Annotated in this window: 12 protein-coding genes and 1 rRNA gene; all 13 read left to right on the top strand. The window is 56.5% G+C overall.

The window, feature by feature from the left end; genetic code table 11:
- Positions 1 to 151 precede the first annotated feature (151 nt).
- Positions 152 to 4,180 (top strand): DNA-directed RNA polymerase subunit beta, encoded by a 4,029-nt coding sequence (rpoB, locus tag G5134_RS06345; RefSeq protein ID WP_010635847.1) that lies wholly within the window; start codon positions 152 to 154, stop codon positions 4,178 to 4,180.
- Positions 4,181 to 4,260: 80 nt separating this feature from the next.
- A complete protein-coding gene (gene rpoC, locus G5134_RS06340; RefSeq protein WP_005306298.1) occupies positions 4,261 to 8,565 on the top strand; it encodes a DNA-directed RNA polymerase subunit beta' in 4,305 nt (1,434 codons plus the stop codon).
- Positions 8,566 to 8,762: 197 nt separating this feature from the next.
- Complete coding sequence (locus tag G5134_RS06335; protein ID WP_010635848.1) at positions 8,763 to 9,479, top strand: helix-turn-helix transcriptional regulator; 717 nt, start codon at positions 8,763 to 8,765, stop codon at positions 9,477 to 9,479.
- Between the two features lie 25 nt (positions 9,480 to 9,504).
- Positions 9,505 to 9,885 (top strand): RidA family protein, encoded by a 381-nt coding sequence (locus G5134_RS06330; protein ID WP_005306289.1) that lies wholly within the window; start codon positions 9,505 to 9,507, stop codon positions 9,883 to 9,885.
- A gap of 86 nt (positions 9,886 to 9,971) precedes the next feature.
- Complete coding sequence (gene tusD / locus G5134_RS06325; RefSeq protein ID WP_065018528.1) at positions 9,972 to 10,364, top strand: sulfurtransferase complex subunit TusD; 393 nt, start codon at positions 9,972 to 9,974, stop codon at positions 10,362 to 10,364.
- Positions 10,365 to 10,372: 8 nt separating this feature from the next.
- Positions 10,373 to 10,729 carry a sulfurtransferase complex subunit TusC gene (gene tusC / locus G5134_RS06320; protein ID WP_065018529.1) on the top strand — a complete coding sequence of 119 codons (357 nt, stop codon included), beginning with the start codon at positions 10,373 to 10,375 and terminating at the stop codon, positions 10,727 to 10,729.
- A 7-nt stretch (positions 10,730 to 10,736) separates the two neighbouring features.
- Positions 10,737 to 11,015 (top strand): sulfurtransferase complex subunit TusB, encoded by a 279-nt coding sequence (tusB, locus tag G5134_RS06315; protein WP_017788704.1) that lies wholly within the window; start codon positions 10,737 to 10,739, stop codon positions 11,013 to 11,015.
- Positions 11,016 to 11,198: 183 nt separating this feature from the next.
- Complete coding sequence (gene rpsL, locus G5134_RS06310) at positions 11,199 to 11,573, top strand: 30S ribosomal protein S12 (RefSeq protein ID WP_005306278.1); 375 nt, start codon at positions 11,199 to 11,201, stop codon at positions 11,571 to 11,573.
- Between the two features lie 93 nt (positions 11,574 to 11,666).
- Positions 11,667 to 12,137 (top strand): 30S ribosomal protein S7, encoded by a 471-nt coding sequence (gene rpsG, locus G5134_RS06305; RefSeq protein WP_005306266.1) that lies wholly within the window; start codon positions 11,667 to 11,669, stop codon positions 12,135 to 12,137.
- 75 nt (positions 12,138 to 12,212) lie between these two features.
- Complete coding sequence (gene fusA, locus G5134_RS06300) at positions 12,213 to 14,318, top strand: elongation factor G (RefSeq protein ID WP_005306261.1); 2,106 nt, start codon at positions 12,213 to 12,215, stop codon at positions 14,316 to 14,318.
- Positions 14,319 to 14,372: 54 nt separating this feature from the next.
- On the top strand, positions 14,373 to 15,557 hold the full coding sequence (gene tuf, locus G5134_RS06295) for an elongation factor Tu (RefSeq protein WP_005306325.1): 1,185 nt from the start codon (positions 14,373 to 14,375) through the stop codon (positions 15,555 to 15,557).
- A gap of 113 nt (positions 15,558 to 15,670) precedes the next feature.
- The gene (gene gmhB / locus G5134_RS06290) at positions 15,671 to 16,213 is read left to right on the top strand and encodes a D-glycero-beta-D-manno-heptose 1,7-bisphosphate 7-phosphatase (RefSeq protein ID WP_010635852.1); all 543 of its coding nucleotides are present in this window, start codon (positions 15,671 to 15,673) and stop codon (positions 16,211 to 16,213) included.
- Between the two features lie 401 nt (positions 16,214 to 16,614).
- Positions 16,615 to 16,679, top strand: a 16S ribosomal RNA gene (locus G5134_RS06285); the annotation flags it as partial.

The raw sequence follows: 16,679 nt of genomic DNA, 5'->3' as shown, positions 1-16,679 counted from the left end.
TGTAGACTGAGAGCATTTCACACCGTTTACGACTCTCGGTGCACCAGCAATCCGGACTGTTTTCTTTCGTCCGGGCCAACACAAAACGGTGTTGAGACAGAGCTGTCCCGTGGGACAGAGTGGGTCACTTATCAGCGAGCTGAGGAACCCTATGGTTTACTCTTATACCGAAAAAAAACGCATTCGTAAGGACTTCGGTAAGCGAGACCAGGTACTGGACACGCCTTATCTGTTGTCCATTCAGCTGGACTCCTTCAAGCAGTTCATCGAGGCTGACCCGGAAGGTGAATATGGCCTAGAGGCCGCTTTCCGTAGCGTTTTCCCGATCACCAGTTACTCCGGTAGTGCTGAGCTTCAGTATGTCAGCTATCGCCTGGGTGAGCCGGTATTTGACGTAAAAGAATGCCAGATCCGTGGAGTGACCTACTCCGCGCCGCTGCGTGTCAAGCTTCGTATGGTTCTGTACGACCGTGAAGCAGCTGCCGGCACCGTCAAAGACATCAAGGAACAAGAAGTATACATGGGCGAAATTCCGCTCATGACCGAAAACGGCACCTTTGTCATCAATGGTACCGAGCGGGTAATCGTCTCCCAGCTGCACCGCAGCCCGGGCGTCTTCTTCGACCACGATAAAGGCAAAACACATTCATCCGGTAAGGTGTTGTATAACGCTCGCGTTATTCCCTACCGTGGCTCCTGGCTGGACTTCGAGTTCGATGCGAAAGACAACCTGTTTGTCCGTATCGACCGTCGTCGCAAACTGCCGGCATCCATTATTCTGCGTGCCCTGGATTTCAGTTCCGAACAGATTCTGGCCACCTTCTTCGAGACCATCGGTTTCGAAGTCAAAGATGGCAAGCTGATGATGGATCTGGTGCCGGAGCGCCTGCGTGGTGAAACTGCGACCTTTGACATCGTGGCCAATGGCGCCGTGGTGGTTGAGACCGGTCGTCGAGTGACTGCGCGTCACATCCGTCAGTTGGAAAAAGATTCCGTTACCCAGATTGAGGTACCGGTTGAGTATGTTGTTGGCAAAGTTGCTGCCAAGGACTACGCACATCCGCAAACTGGCGAGATGGTAGTGACTGCCAACCAGGCGCTGAGCCTGGAAGCGGTAGCCAATCTCTCCCAAGCTGGCTTCAAGCACTTCGAGGTTCTGTTCACCAACGAACTGGACCACGGTGCCTACATGTCCGAGACCCTGCGTATCGACTCCAGCTCCAGCCGCCTGGAAGCCCTGGTCGAAATCTATCGCATGATGCGTCCGGGTGAGCCGCCGACTCGCGAAGCCGCAGAGCAGCTGTTCGAGAACCTGTTCTTCTCTTCCGAGCGTTACGATCTGTCTACCGTAGGTCGGATGAAGTTCAACCGCCGTCTGGCTCGTGAAGACGAGACCGGCGTGGGCACTCTGACCAAAGACGACATCGTCGATGTGATGAAGCGCCTGATCGACATCCGTAACGGTAACGACGAAGTGGACGATATCGACCACCTGGGTAACCGTCGTATCCGTTCTGTCGGTGAAATGGCCGAGAACCAGTTCCGTGTCGGTCTGGTACGTGTCGAGCGTGCGGTCAAGGAGCGTCTCTCCCTGGGCGACCTGGACACCCTGATGCCGCAGGATCTGATCAACGCCAAGCCGATCTCCGCCGCAGTCAAAGAGTTCTTTGGTTCCAGCCAGCTGTCCCAGTTCATGGACCAGAACAACCCGCTGTCCGAAGTGACCCACAAGCGCCGTATCTCCGCGCTGGGCCCGGGCGGTTTGACTCGTGAGCGTGCCGGCTTTGAAGTTCGAGACGTACACCCGACCCACTACGGTCGTCTGTGCCCCATCGAGACTCCTGAAGGTCCGAACATCGGTCTGATCAACTCCTTGTCCGTGTACTCTCGTACCAACGAGTACGGTTTCCTCGAGACCCCGTACCGCAAGGTCATTGACGGTGTGATCACCGACGAAGTGGACTATCTGTCTGCTATTGAAGAAGGCAAGTACGTGATCGCACAGGCTAACGCCGCGACCACTGAAGATGGCCGTCTGAAAGATGAATTGATCCCGTGCCGTCACAAAGGTGAATCCACCTTTATGAACGCCGACCAGATCCAGTATATGGACGTGAGCCCGCAACAGATCGTCTCTGTGGCAGCGGCCCTGATCCCGTTCCTGGAACACGATGACGCGAACCGCGCATTGATGGGTTCAAACATGCAACGTCAGGCTGTACCGACTCTGCGCGCCGACAAGCCGCTGGTTGGTACCGGTATGGAACGCGCTGTGGCCGTTGACTCCGGTGTTACCGTAGTGGCCAAGCGTGGCGGCATGATCGACTACGTCGATGCCTCCCGTATCGTTATCAAGGTCAACGAAGATGAGCTGCTGCCTGGCGAAGCCGGCATCGACATCTACAGCCTGACCAAATACACCCGTTCTAACCAGAACACCTGTATCAACCAGCGTCCGTGCGTGATGTTGGGCGAGCCGGTAATGGCGGGCGACGTACTGGCTGACGGTCCGTCCACCGACCTGGGTGAACTGGCGCTGGGTCAGAACCTGCGCGTCGCGTTCATGCCGTGGAACGGTTACAACTTCGAAGACTCGATCCTGGTGAATGAGCGTGTTGTTCAGGAAGATCGCCTGACCACCATCCATATCCAGGAACTGGCCTGTATCTCCCGTGACACCAAGCTGGGTCCGGAAGAGATCACTGCCGACATCCCGAACGTGGGTGAAGCCGCTCTGTCCAAGCTGGACGAGTCCGGTATCGTCTACGTGGGTGCGGAAGTGAAGGGCGGCGACATTCTGGTCGGCAAGGTGACTCCGAAAGGTGAGACCCAGCTGACTCCGGAAGAGAAGCTGCTGCGCGCCATCTTCGGTGAGAAGGCGTCCGACGTGAAGGACTCTTCCCTGCGTGTGCCGAACGGTGTGTACGGTACCGTGGTTGACGTGCAGGTCTTTACCCGCGATGGCGTGGAAAAAGACAAGCGCGCCAAAGAAATCGAAGAGATGCAGCTGAAGGAAGCGAAGAAGGACTTGACCGAAGAGTTCAAGATCCTGGAAGACGGCATTTTCGGCCGCTCCCGCAACCTGCTGCTGGCCGCCGGTTACAGCGAAGACCGTCTGAACAAGCTCGATCGCTCCAAGTGGTTTGAACTGGCCATCGAAGATGAAGCCAAGCAAATCGAGCTGGAACAGATCGCTGAACAGCACGTTGAGCTGAAGGCCGAGTTCGACAAGAAATTCGAGAACAAGCGTCGCAAGATCATCCAGGGCGATGACCTGGCGCCGGGCGTACTGAAGATCGTCAAGGTCTATCTGGCCGTCAAGCGTCGCATCCAGCCGGGTGACAAGATGGCGGGTCGTCACGGTAACAAGGGTGTTATCTCCAAGATCTGTCCGGTCGAGGATATGCCCCATGACGAGTACGGCCGTCCGGTCGACATCGTTCTGAACCCGTTGGGCGTACCGTCCCGTATGAACATCGGTCAGATCCTCGAAGTGCACCTGGGCCTCGCGGCCAAGGGTATCGGCGAGAAGATCGACCGCATGGTCAAGGAACAGCGCGAACTGCACGAGATGCGTGACTTCCTGCAACAGGTCTATGACCTGGGCGAGAAAGACACCCAGCAAGTGAACGTGGCCGAGCTGTCCGACGACGACGTACGTACCCTGGTCGGTAACCTGCGCAAGGGTCTGCCGGTGGCAACGCCGGTATTTGATGGCGCCAAAGAGCGTGAAATCAAGGCCCTGCTGAAGCTGGCCGACCTGCCGGAATCCGGTCAGATCGCCCTGTTCGACGGTCGTACCGGTAACGCCTTCGAGCGTAAGGTCACCGTGGGTTACATGTACATGCTGAAGCTGAACCACCTGGTAGACGACAAGATGCACGCGCGTTCTACCGGCTCCTACAGCCTGGTTACCCAGCAGCCGCTGGGTGGTAAGGCGCAGTTCGGTGGTCAGCGTTTCGGTGAGATGGAAGTGTGGGCCCTGGAGGCTTACGGTGCGGCATATACCCTGCAGGAGATGCTGACCGTCAAGTCTGACGATGTGAATGGCCGTACCAAGATGTACAAGAACATCGTGGATGGCGACCACCGTATGGAGCCGGGCATGCCCGAATCCTTCAACGTATTGCTGAAGGAAATCCGCTCTCTGGGTATCAACATCGAGCTGGACGAAGAGTAAGAGCTCGCTCTTATTGTTCGAGAATTGACGTGGGCGCCCCGAGAGGGGCGCCGAGGTTAGACTCCTGACAGGGGAAACACGTGAAAGACTTACTCAAGTTTTTGAAGGCTCAGACCAAGACCGAAGAGTTTGACAGTATCAAGATCGGTCTGGCCTCTCCTGACATGATCCGCTCCTGGTCATTCGGTGAGGTCAAAAAGCCTGAGACCATCAACTACCGGACTTTCAAGCCGGAGCGTGATGGTCTGTTCTGCGCCCGTATCTTCGGACCGGTGAAGGACTACGAGTGTCTGTGCGGCAAGTACAAGCGCCTGAAACACCGTGGTGTGATCTGTGAGAAGTGCGGCGTAGAAGTGACCCAGACCAAGGTCCGTCGTGAGCGTATGGGCCACATCGAGCTGGCCAGCCCGACTGCCCACATCTGGTTCCTGAAGTCCCTGCCGTCCCGTATCGGCCTGCTGCTGGACATGACCCTGCGTGACATCGAGCGCGTGCTGTATTTCGAATCCTATGTAGTGATCGAACCCGGCATGACCAACCTCGAGCGCAGCCAGATGCTGTCCGAAGAGCAGTACCTGGACGCACTGGAAGAGTGGGGTGACGAATTCGACGCCAAGATGGGCGCCGAAGCAATCCTGGCATTGCTGCGCGCCATCGATCTGGAAGGCGAAGTGCGCACCATGCGCGAAGAGCTGGATCAGACCAACTCCGAGACCAAGCGCAAGAAGACCACCAAGCGTCTGAAGCTGATGGAAGCCTTCCTGCAGTCCGGCAACAAGCCGGAGTGGATGATCATGACAGTGCTGCCTGTGCTGCCGCCGGACCTGCGTCCGCTGGTACCGCTGGACGGCGGCCGTTTCGCGACCTCCGATCTGAACGATCTGTACCGTCGCGTGATCAACCGTAACAACCGTCTGAAGCGTCTGCTGGATCTGGCTGCACCGGACATCATCGTGCGCAACGAAAAGCGCATGCTGCAAGAGTCCGTGGATGCCCTGCTGGACAACGGCCGTCGTGGCCGTGCCATTACCGGCTCCAACAAGCGCCCGCTGAAATCCCTGGCCGACATGATCAAGGGTAAGCAAGGTCGTTTCCGTCAGAACCTGCTCGGTAAGCGTGTCGACTACTCCGGTCGTTCCGTTATCACCGTAGGTCCGACCCTGCGCCTGCATCAGTGCGGTCTGCCGAAGAAGATGGCGCTGGAACTGTTCAAGCCCTTCATCTATGGCAAGCTGGAAACTCGCGGCCTGGCGACCACCATCAAGGCCGCCAAGAAGATGGTTGAGCGCGAAGAAGCTGTTGTCTGGGACATCCTGGACGAAGTGATCCGCGAACACCCGGTCCTGCTGAACCGTGCACCGACTCTGCACCGTCTGGGTATCCAGGCGTTCGAGCCGACCCTGATCGAAGGCAAGGCCATCCAGCTGCACCCGCTCGTCTGTGCCGCCTATAACGCGGACTTCGACGGTGACCAGATGGCGGTCCACGTACCGCTGACCCTGGAAGCCCAGCTGGAAGCGCGCGCGCTGATGATGTCCACCAACAACATCCTGTCGCCTGCCTCCGGTGAGCCGATCATCGTTCCGTCTCAGGACGTGGTCTTGGGTCTGTACTACATGACCCGTGCCCGTATCGCCGCCAAGGGCGAAGGTATGGTGCTGTCCGGTCCGAAAGAGGCCGAGAAGGTCTACCGTGCCGGCCTGGCCGACCTGCATGCGCGCGTCAAGTGCCGCATCACCGAGTACGTGAAGAACGAAGCCGGTGAACTGGTTGCCAAGACCGAGATGAAGAACACCACCGTTGGTCGTGCGATCCTGAGCCTGATCCTGCCGAAAGGCATGGAATACGCCCTGATCGACGAGCCGAAGGTGCTGACTGCCGCCGAACAGGCTGATCTGGATGCCAACCCGCAGAACTGGATCAAGTGCGTCTCCAACAAGGCGCTGGGCAAGAAGCTGATCTCTCGTCTGCTGAACACCTGCTATCGCAAGCAGGGCCTGAAGGACACCGTTATCTTCGCTGACCAGCTGATGTATACCGGTTTCCACTACGCGGCCCTGTCCGGTGCGTCCGTTGGTATCGATGACATGGTCATCCCGGATGCCAAGAAGGACATCATCGCTTCTGCCGAAGCCGAAGTCGCCGAGATCCAGGACCAGTTCCTGTCCGGTCTGGTGACCGCGGGCGAACGTTACAACAAGGTTATCGATATCTGGGCCAGCGCCAACGAGCGTGTATCCAAGGCCATGATGGAGAACTTGTCCAAAGAGCGTAACGTCAACTCGCTGGGTGAAGAAGAAGAGCAAGCCTCGTTCAACAGCATCTTCATGATGGCCGACTCCGGTGCGCGGGGTTCCGCAGCCCAGATTCGTCAGCTGGCCGGTATGCGTGGCCTGATGGCCAAGCCGGATGGCTCCATCATCGAGACGCCGATCGTGGCGAACTTCCGCGAAGGTCTGAACGTACTGCAGTACTTCATCTCCACTCACGGTGCTCGTAAGGGTCTGGCGGATACCGCACTGAAGACTGCGAACTCCGGTTACCTGACTCGTCGTCTGGTAGACGTGGCACAGGACATGGTGATCACCGAGGACGATTGCGGCACTACCGAAGGTCTGTGGATGACTCCGCTGATCGAGGGTGGCGACGTGGTCGAGCCGCTGCGTGAGCGCGTGCTGGGCCGTGTGGTTGCCGATGACGTGATCAAGCCGGGTACCGAAGACGAAGTGCTGGTAGCACGCAACACCCTGCTCGACGAGCAGCTGTGTGACCTGCTGGAGCGCAACTCCGTCGACCGCGTGAAGGTACGTTCTGCCATCACCTGTGAGACCGACTTCGGTAACTGTGCTCACTGCTACGGCCGTGATCTGGCCCGTGGTCACCTGGTTAACAAGGGTGAGGCTGTCGGTGTTATCGCCGCCCAGTCCATCGGTGAACCGGGTACCCAGCTGACGATGCGTACCTTCCACATCGGTGGTGCCGCATCCCGTGCCGCTGCCGAGAGCAGCATCCAGGTCAAGAACACCGGTAGTATCAAGCTGCAGAACGCCAAGTTCGTTCACAACAGCGACGACAAACTGGTTATCACCTCTCGTTCTACCGAACTGACCATCATGGACGAGATGGGCCGTACCAAGGAAAGCCACAAGCTGCCTTACGGTGCCGTGCTGGAAGTGAAGGATGGCCAGGCCGTGAGCGCCGGTGAAACCGTCGCCAACTGGGATCCGCACACTCACCCGATCATCACCGAAGTGGCGGGTCGCCTGCACTTCGAACACATGATCGACGGCGTGACCATTACTCGTCAGACCGACGAGCTGACCGGTCTCTCCTCCATCGTCGTGCTGGACGTCAACGAGCGTCCGAGCGCCGGTAAAGAGATGCGTCCGACCGTGAAACTGGTCGACCTGAACGGCAAGGACGTGATGATCCCGGGTACCGATGTAGCCGCCCAGTACTTCCTGCCGGGCAAGGCGATCGTGAACTTGGAAGATGGTGCCAACGTGGGCGTGGGTGACGCGGTAGCGCGTATCCCGCAAGAGTCCGGCGGTACCAAGGACATCACCGGTGGTCTGCCGCGCGTTGCGGATCTGTTCGAAGCACGTCAACCGAAAGAGCCGGCCATCCTGGCCGAGATCTCCGGTACCATCTCCTTCGGGAAAGAGACCAAGGGCAAACGCCGTCTGGTCATCACCCCGACCGATGGTGGCGACGTCTACGAGGAGATGATTCCGAAGTGGCGTAACCTGAACGTGTTCGAAGGTGAAAAAGTTGAGAAGGGTGAAGTGCTGGCGGACGGTCCTGAGTCTGCTCACGATATCCTGCGTCTGCGCGGTATCAGCCCGGTCGCCAACTACATCGCCAACGAAGTGCAGGACGTTTACCGTCTGCAAGGCGTTAAGATCAACGACAAGCACATCGAAGTCATCGTTCGTCAGATGCTGCGCAAGTGCGAGATCCTGACTGCTGGCGACACCGACCTGATCGAAGGCGAACAGGTTGAAGTTGCTCGCGTGAAGATTGCCAACCGTAAGCTGGTTGCTGAGGGCAAGACCCCGGCCACCTACCGTCACATCCTGATGGGTATTACCAAGGCATCTCTGAGCACCGAGTCCTTCATCTCCGCGGCTTCCTTCCAGGAAACCACCCGCGTTCTGACCGAAGCTGCCGTTGGCGGCAAGCGCGACGAACTGCGTGGCCTGAAAGAGAACGTGATCGTGGGTCGTCTGATCCCGGCTGGTACCGGCTTTGCCTACCACCACAGCCGGATCAACCAGCGTGCCGCAGCCGCTCGTGCCGTTGCCGCACCGCAGGTGACTGCCGATGAAGCTCAGCAAAACCTGGCGGATCTGCTCAACGCAGCCGGCAGCTTTGACGAAGAGTAATCTTCTGCTGCAGTGATTGAAAAAGGGCCCCTTTATGGGGCCCTTTTTATTGGCTGTTTTCTCGGCAAAGCCTGATGCCACGCGGATATTCGGATGATCCAGAGCAAGGTTGCGGAGTAAAAAATCAAAAAAAGTTGACATTGAACCCTCGCAACTGAAAACTCGGGAAAGTTGAATGGGTATTACAGGGGTAGAACATGACTGTCGGTATCGAGGAAGTGATGCTTCCCGAAGAGCAACTGATCGGTCGCACTTTTACAGACGAAGACAGGGAATTGTTGCGCTCATACGATGGGCTTATCGACGGCTTGGCTGAGCTGTTCGGCAAGCACTGTGAAGTGGTGCTCCACTCCCTGGAAAATCTGCACGAGTCCGTGATCAAGATTGCCAACGGGTTCAATACGGGACGTAATGAGGGGGCCCCCATTACCGATCTCGCGCTGCGTATGCTCAAGGACATAGAGAATACCGGCCAGGATTACACCCAGAGCTATTTTGCTCGCAGCCGCACCGGCGCCCTGATGAAGTCGAGCACCATCGCCATCAGGAATAGTGACAGGCAGGTGATCGGCCTTATCTGCATCAACCTGCACATCAATGCGCCTTTTCACGAGTTTGTCGCCGAATTCTTCCCGACGCCGCAACAAGTCGAGCGTCAGTCGCCGGAGACCTTTGCCAACAGTGTGGAAGAGCTGGTTGCCCAGACGGTGGACAATACCATCGACGAAATCAACCGCGATCCGACCGTTGCCAACAATGCCAAAAACAGGTTTATCGTGACCCAGTTGTTCGAGAAGGGCATATTTGATATTAAGGACTCGATCAACCTGGTCGCCGACAAACTGAATATTTCCAAACACACCGTTTATCTGTACATCCGACAGCGCAAGCAGGGTGAAGACGAAAACGAATAAGCGCCATAGAAGGGGATAGACAAGAATGGCTAAAGAAGTTATTGCAACCGACAAGGCTCCTGCCGCAATTGGTCCATATGTTCAGGCCACCAAACTGGGCGAGCTGGTCTTCACCTCAGGGCAGATCCCGCTCGATCCGGCCACCATGGAGATCGTGGCTGGCGGCATCGAGGCTCAGGCCGAGCAGGTTATGAAGAACTTGGTTGCAGTATTGAAGGCAGCGGGTGCCGACACCAGCAAGGTGCTGAAGACCACCTGTTTCCTCAGCGACATGAACAACTTTGTTGCCTTCAACCAGGTTTATGCCCGTTACTTCGGTGAATCGGCCCCGGCTCGCTCCTGTGTGGAAGTGGCGCGCCTGCCCAAGGACGTGTTGGTTGAAGTCGAAGCCATCGCTTACGTCTGATCCAAGGCGGTACGAAGAGCCCCTCCCAGGAGGGGCTTTTTCGTATTTGGCGTAGAATGGGCTGATACATGCGCAGGAGTCCGGATATGAGTCTCAATTTCGCCTTGCTGGTGACGGGGCCGGCCTATGGTACCCAGTCGGCCAGCACGGCCTATCGCTTTGCCCTGAGCGTCATCGAACAGGGTCATCGACTGTCTCACCTGTTTTTCTATCAGGATGGGGTCTGCAACGGCAACGGTCTGCATGCTCCCGCCTCCGATGAGAGCAACCTGGTCGCCCTGTGGCGCGAGCTCGCCATCCAGCAGGGGATCCGTATCGACGTGTGCGTGGCGGCGGCCATGCGTCGTGGTGTACTGGATGAGCAGGAAGCCAAGGGGATGGGCAGAGCGCAGTTCAATCTGGAAGTGCCCTTTTGCCTGAGCGGGTTGGGCCAGCTGGCGGAAGCCAGTCTGACCGCCGATCGCTTTGTCCAGTTCTAGGGGGAAGCATGCACAAGATAGCGTTCATTTGCCGGCGCGGGCCTCATGGTACTGCGGCTGGCCGGGAAGGTCTCGACGCCCTGCTGGCCACCTCTGCCATGACGGAGTCGCTGGCGCTGTTTCTCATCGAGGACGGCGTGCTGCAACTGCTCAAGGACCAGCAGCCGCAGGCCATCTTGCAGCGTCACTATGCGCCGACCTTCAAGATGCTCGAGCTGTACGACATCGAGGAGGTCTATGTGTGCACCGACTCGCTGACGGAGCGGGGGCTGACCCCCGAGGATCTGCTGATCCCGGTGACCGGTCTCTCCCGATCCGACATTCGTCGCCAGTGGGGCGACTGCAGTACCCACATCTGTTTTTGAGGTAGCCATGATACAGCTGATACTGACGTCTCCCTTCCAGAGCCGGGAGCTGGAGCAGGCTCTGGCCTATCGCCAGCCGGAGGATGTGTTGGTGCTGATGCAGGACGCCGTCGTCGCGGCAACGGCCCCGTTGTGGAGCGAACGGCTGACAGGCGTGCCGCTCTATGTGATGCGGGAGGACCTGCAGGCGAGGGGGTTGCAGTCACGGATCGGGATGGATCTGGAGATGGCCGACCTGGTCGCGCTGATCGCCGAAAAAGGCTCGCCGCAGACCTGGGGTGGCTAGAAACTGTTTTTATAAAATAATTTCAGTGACTTACCGTGCCTTTACACACATTCTGCCGTGCCTTTCCCGACACGGATTGTATAAATCTTGACTCCCTTGACAACAGGGCATAAAATTTCGCGTCCCCGTATCTGCGGGGAGGATTTTTCACATGTTTATGAAGTCATTATCAGGAGCCTTTTGATGGCAACTATTAACCAGTTGGTTCGCAAGCCACGCATCAAGCTCGTTGTGAAAAGCAACGTGCCGGCGCTGGAAGCGTGCCCTCAGAAGCGTGGCGTGTGCACTCGTGTATACACCACCACCCCGAAGAAGCCTAACTCTGCACTGCGTAAAGTGTGCCGTGTACGTCTGACCAACGGCTTCGAAGTCACCTCCTACATCGGCGGTGAAGGTCACAACCTGCAAGAGCACTCTGTTGTTCTGATCCGTGGCGGTCGTGTAAAAGACTTGCCAGGTGTTCGTTACCACACCGTTCGTGGTGCGTTGGACTGTGCCGGTGTTAAAGACCGTAAGCAGGCTCGCTCCAAGTATGGCGTGAAGCGTCCGAAAGCTTAATGGTTCTCCGTTAAGTAAGGCCAAACGTTAATTCGTTTCTAGTTAGATAACTTTCTAGTTTTGGGTAACCCCTGAAGTTACGGAGAATTTGAAATGCCAAGACGTCGTGTTGTTGGTCAGCGTAAAATCCTGCCGGATCCCAAGTTCGGATCAGAGCTGCTGGCTAAATTCGTCAACGTAGTAATGGTTGACGGTAAGAAATCTGTTTCCGAAGCCATCGTATATGGCGCGCTGGACATCATTGCCACCAAGACTGGCAAAGAGCACCTGGCCGTATTCGAAGAAGCCCTGGACAACATTCGTCCGGCCGTCGAGGTTAAATCTCGTCGTGTCGGTGGTGCAACCTATCAGGTACCGGTAGAAGTTCGTCCGGTTCGTCGCAATGCCCTGGCAATGCGCTGGTTGGTTGATGCCGCTCGTAAACGTGGTGAAAAATCAATGGCTCAGCGTTTGGCTGGCGAGCTGCTGGATGCCGCTGACAATAAGGGTTCGTCTGTCAAGAAACGTGAAGACGTTCACCGTATGGCTGAAGCGAACAAGGCCTTCGCTCACTTCCGCTGGTAATCCGCTTGCGCAGGGTCTTTTGGCTCTGCGCACCTTCAATTATCTGGGGACAAGTGCCCTAGTAAGAGGATGACAATGGCTCGTACAACCCCCATTGAGCGTTATCGTAATATCGGTATCTCCGCTCACATCGACGCCGGTAAGACTACTACTACCGAGCGCGTTCTGTTTTACACCGGTGTAAGTCACAAGATCGGTGAAGTTCACGATGGCGCCGCCACCATGGACTGGATGGAACAGGAACAAGAGCGTGGTATCACCATCACCTCCGCCGCGACCACCGCTTTCTGGTCCGGTATGGGTAAACAGTTCCAACCGCACCGTATCAACATCATCGATACTCCGGGCCACGTTGACTTTACTATCGAAGTAGAGCGTTCCATGCGTGTTCTGGATGGCGCCGTGATGGTGTACTGTGCCGTAGGTGGCGTACAGCCCCAGTCTGAAACCGTATGGCGTCAGGCTAACAAGTACAAGGTTCCCCGTATCGCGTTCGTCAACAAGATGGACCGTACCGGTGCCAACTTCCTGCGCTGCGTTGAGCACATCAAGACCCGTCTGAAAGGTAACCCGGTTCCGCTGCAACTGAACATCGGTTCAGAAGAGAACTTCAAGGGCGTTATCGACCTGGTCAAGATGAAAGCCATCAACTGGAGCGAAGCTGACCAGGGCGTTTCCTTCGATTACGAAGACGTGCCGGCCGAGCTGCTGGAACAGGCGCAAGAAATGCGCATGAACCTGGTTGAAGCCGCTGCTGAAGCGTCTGAAGACCTGATGGAAAAATACCTGGGTGGTGAAGAACTGACCGAGGAAGAGATCAAGAAAGCTCTTCGTCAGCGCGTTCTGAACAACGAAATCATCCTGGTTACCTGTGGCTCCGCGTTCAAGAACAAGGGCGTACAGGCCATGCTGGATGCCGTGATCGAGTATCTGCCGGCACCGACTGACGTTGCTGCGATCGACGGTCTGAAGCTGGATGGCGAGACCAAAGACGAGCGTCACGCTTCCGATGACGAGCCGTTCTCTGCTCTGGCGTTCAAGATTGCTACCGACCCGTTCGTGGGCAACCTGACCTTCTTCCGCGTTTACTCCGGTGTGGTTAACTCCGGTGACTCCGTGCTGAACTCCGTTAAAGAGAAGCGCGAGCGTTTTGGCCGTATCGTTCAGATGCACGCCAACAAGCGTGAAGAGATCAAAGAAGTTCGTGCAGGCGACATCGCTGCTGCCATCGGCCTGAAGGACGTCACCACCGGTGATACCCTGTGTGACGAGAACGCTCCGATCATCCTGGAGCGTATGGAATTCCCAGAGCCGGTAATCTCCATCGCCGTTGAGCCGAAATCCAAGGCCGACCAGGAGAAGATGGGTCTGGCACTGGGCCGTCTGGCTCAGGAAGATCCGTCCTTCCGCGTATGGACCGACGAAGAGTCTGGCCAAACCATCATCGCCGGTATGGGTGAGCTGCACCTGGACATCATCGTTGACCGTATGCGTCGCGAGTTCAAGGTAGAAGCGAACGTAGGTAAGCCGCAGGTTGCCTACCGTGAAACCATTCGTAACACCGTCAAGGATATCGAAGGTAAGCACGCCAAGCAGTCCGGTGGTCGTGGTCAGTACGGTCACGTCGTTATCGACATGTACCCGCTGGAAGAAGGCAAAGCCTACGAGTTCGTCAACGACATCAAGGGTGGCGTCATTCCGGGCGAATTCATCCCGGGTGTTGACAAGGGTATCCGCGAGCAGCTGAAGTCCGGCCCGCTGGCAGGCTATCCGGTAATGGATCTGGGCGTGCGTCTGCACTTCGGTTCTTACCACGATGTCGACTCTTCCGAACTGGCGTTCAAGATCGCTGCTTCTCTGGCGTTCAAGGCTGGCTTCATGAAGGCCAACCCGGTACTGCTCGAGCCGATCATGAAGGTCGAAGTCGAGACTCCGGAAGACTACATGGGCGACGTTATCGGTGACCTGAACCGTCGTCGCGGCCTGATCGAAGGCATGGAAGATGGCCCGTCCGGCAAGATCGTACGTGCTCTGGTGCCGCTGGCCGAAATGTTCGGTTACGCCACCTCCCTGCGTTCTGCTACCCAGGGTCGTGCTTCCTACGCCATGGAATTCGCCAAGTATCACGATGCCCCGACCAACGTCGCCCAGGCCGTGATCGAAGAGCGCAAATCCAAGTAATTTAAGATTCCCCGCCTACGACGGTAGGCGGGTTTAACCTAGAAGGACTACGTCGTGTCTAAAGAAAAATTTGAGCGTAATAAACCGCACGTAAACGTCGGCACCATCGGCCACGTTGACCACGGTAAAACCACCCTGACCGCCGCCATCACCAACGTGCTGGCCAAGCACTTCGGTGGTAAAGCTTTCGCCTTCGACCAGATCGACAAGGCGCCGGAAGAGCGTGAGCGTGGTATCACCATCAACACCTCCCACGTAGAATACGACACCGCTACCCGTCACTACGCTCACGTAGACTGCCCGGGTCACGCCGACTACGTTAAAAACATGATCACCGGTGCTGCCCAGATGGACGGCGCGATCCTGGTAGTAGCAGCGACTGACGGCCCGATGCCGCAGACTCGTGAGCACATCCTGCTGGGTCGTCAGGTAGGCGTTCCGTACATCATCGTGTTCATGAACAAGTGTGACATGGTAGATGACGAAGAGCTGCTGGAACTGGTCGAGATGGAAGTTCGCGAACTGCTGTCCGAGTACGACTTCCCGGGTGATGACCTGCCGGTAGTACGTGGTTCCGCACTGAAAGCGCTGGAAGGCGAAGCTCAGTGGGAAGAGAAGATCCTGGAACTGGCTGGCCACCTGGACACCTACATTCCGGAGCCGGAGCGCGCAATTGACCAGCCGTTCCTGATGCCGATCGAAGACGTATTCTCCATCGCAGGCCGTGGTACCGTAGTAACCGGTCGTGTAGAGCGCGGTATCGTTAAAGTTGGTGAAGAAGTGGAAATCGTGGGTATCAAAGATACCACCAAGACCACCTGTACCGGCGTTGAAATGTTCCGCAAACTGCTGGACGAAGGTCGTGCAGGTGAGAACGTTGGCGCGCTGCTGCGTGGCGTGAAGCGTGAAGACGTAGAGCGTGGTCAGGTACTGGCCAAGCCGGGCACCATCAAGCCGCACACCAAGTTCGAATCTGAAGTGTACGTACTGTCCAAAGAAGAAGGTGGTCGTCACACCCCGTTCTTCAAAGGCTACCGTCCGCAGTTCTACTTCCGTACTACCGACGTGACCGGTACCATCGAACTGCCGGAAGGCGTAGAGATGGTAATGCCGGGCGACAACATCAAGATGGTTGTTACCCTGATTGCTCCGATCGCGATGGACGACGGCCTGCGTTTCGCCATCCGTGAAGGTGGCCGTACCGTAGGTGCTGGTGTTGTAGCTAAAGTTATTGCTTAATCGATACTTTATATGCACACATGAAAGGGGTGGCTTCGGCCACCCCTTTTACTTTTGGGGCTTTAAATGGCCTGTGAGATACTTTTGCGAAATCATTAATAGAGGTAGCTGCTGTGAGTAAACCCGCCATTTTTCTGGATCGCGATGGTGTCATCAACAAGGACACGGGTTATGTCAGCCAGGTTGATGACTTCCATTTTCTGCCCGGGGTGATTGAGGCCATGCAATTGCTGAAGAAAAAGGGCTATTTGCTGGTCGTGGTGACCAACCAATCCGGCATCGCCCGTGGCTACTTCACTGAAGATGACTTCATGAACCTGACCGAGTGGATGGATTGGTCCCTGGCCGATCGCGATGTGGATCTCGATGGCATCTACTTCTGCCCCCATCACCCGGACCACGGTGCCCCCTGCGACTGCCGCAAACCCGAACCGGGTATGCTGTTGCTTGCCCAGCGGGAGCTCGGTATCGATATGAGCCGCTCTTATATGGTGGGTGACAAACCTTCGGACCTGAAAGCCGCCATCAATGCCAAGGTCGGTCACAAGGTCATGGTCAGAACAGGCAAGCCGATTACTGATGCGGGGATTGAGCTGGCCGATGCCATCTACGACAACCTGCATGATTTTGCCGTTGCAGCACCTGTCGCAGGCTGATTTCGCTGGATTCAGATGCTTTTTGGTGGCTTTGTGAGCGGTTGAACGATGAAAGCCATCTTTTTGCAATTATCCTCTTGCCAGAACGAATTCACTCCCTATAATGCGCCTCCATCGACACGGCAAGCGGCAACGCAAAGCCTGAGTCGGTAGCCTCGAAAAGCCTTTGCAAATAAGGCTTGACTCGAGAAGGCGGTTGAGTAGAATGCCACTCCCGCAGCAGCCAAAAGCTGCGTCGCTCTTTAACAATTTGAATCAAGCAATCTGTGTGGGCACTCACAGCATCGAGCATCAAAAACAATTTTTGATTTTCAATGTCTGATGAAGTGACCAAAGCAACTTTTAAGTTGCAGCAGTTAATTCAGCAATTCATTGAGCCGCTTTTCGAAGCAACCAAACTTAAATTGAAGAGTTTGATCATGGCTCAGATTGAACGCTGGCGGCAGGCCTAACACATGCAAGTCGA

It is taken from the genome of Aeromonas sp. 600276 (assembly GCF_049175815.1).
In the GTDB taxonomy this organism is placed as follows: Bacteria; Pseudomonadota; Gammaproteobacteria; order Enterobacterales; family Aeromonadaceae; genus Aeromonas; species Aeromonas dhakensis.
This window is presented reverse-complemented; position numbering and strand designations above follow the sequence as displayed.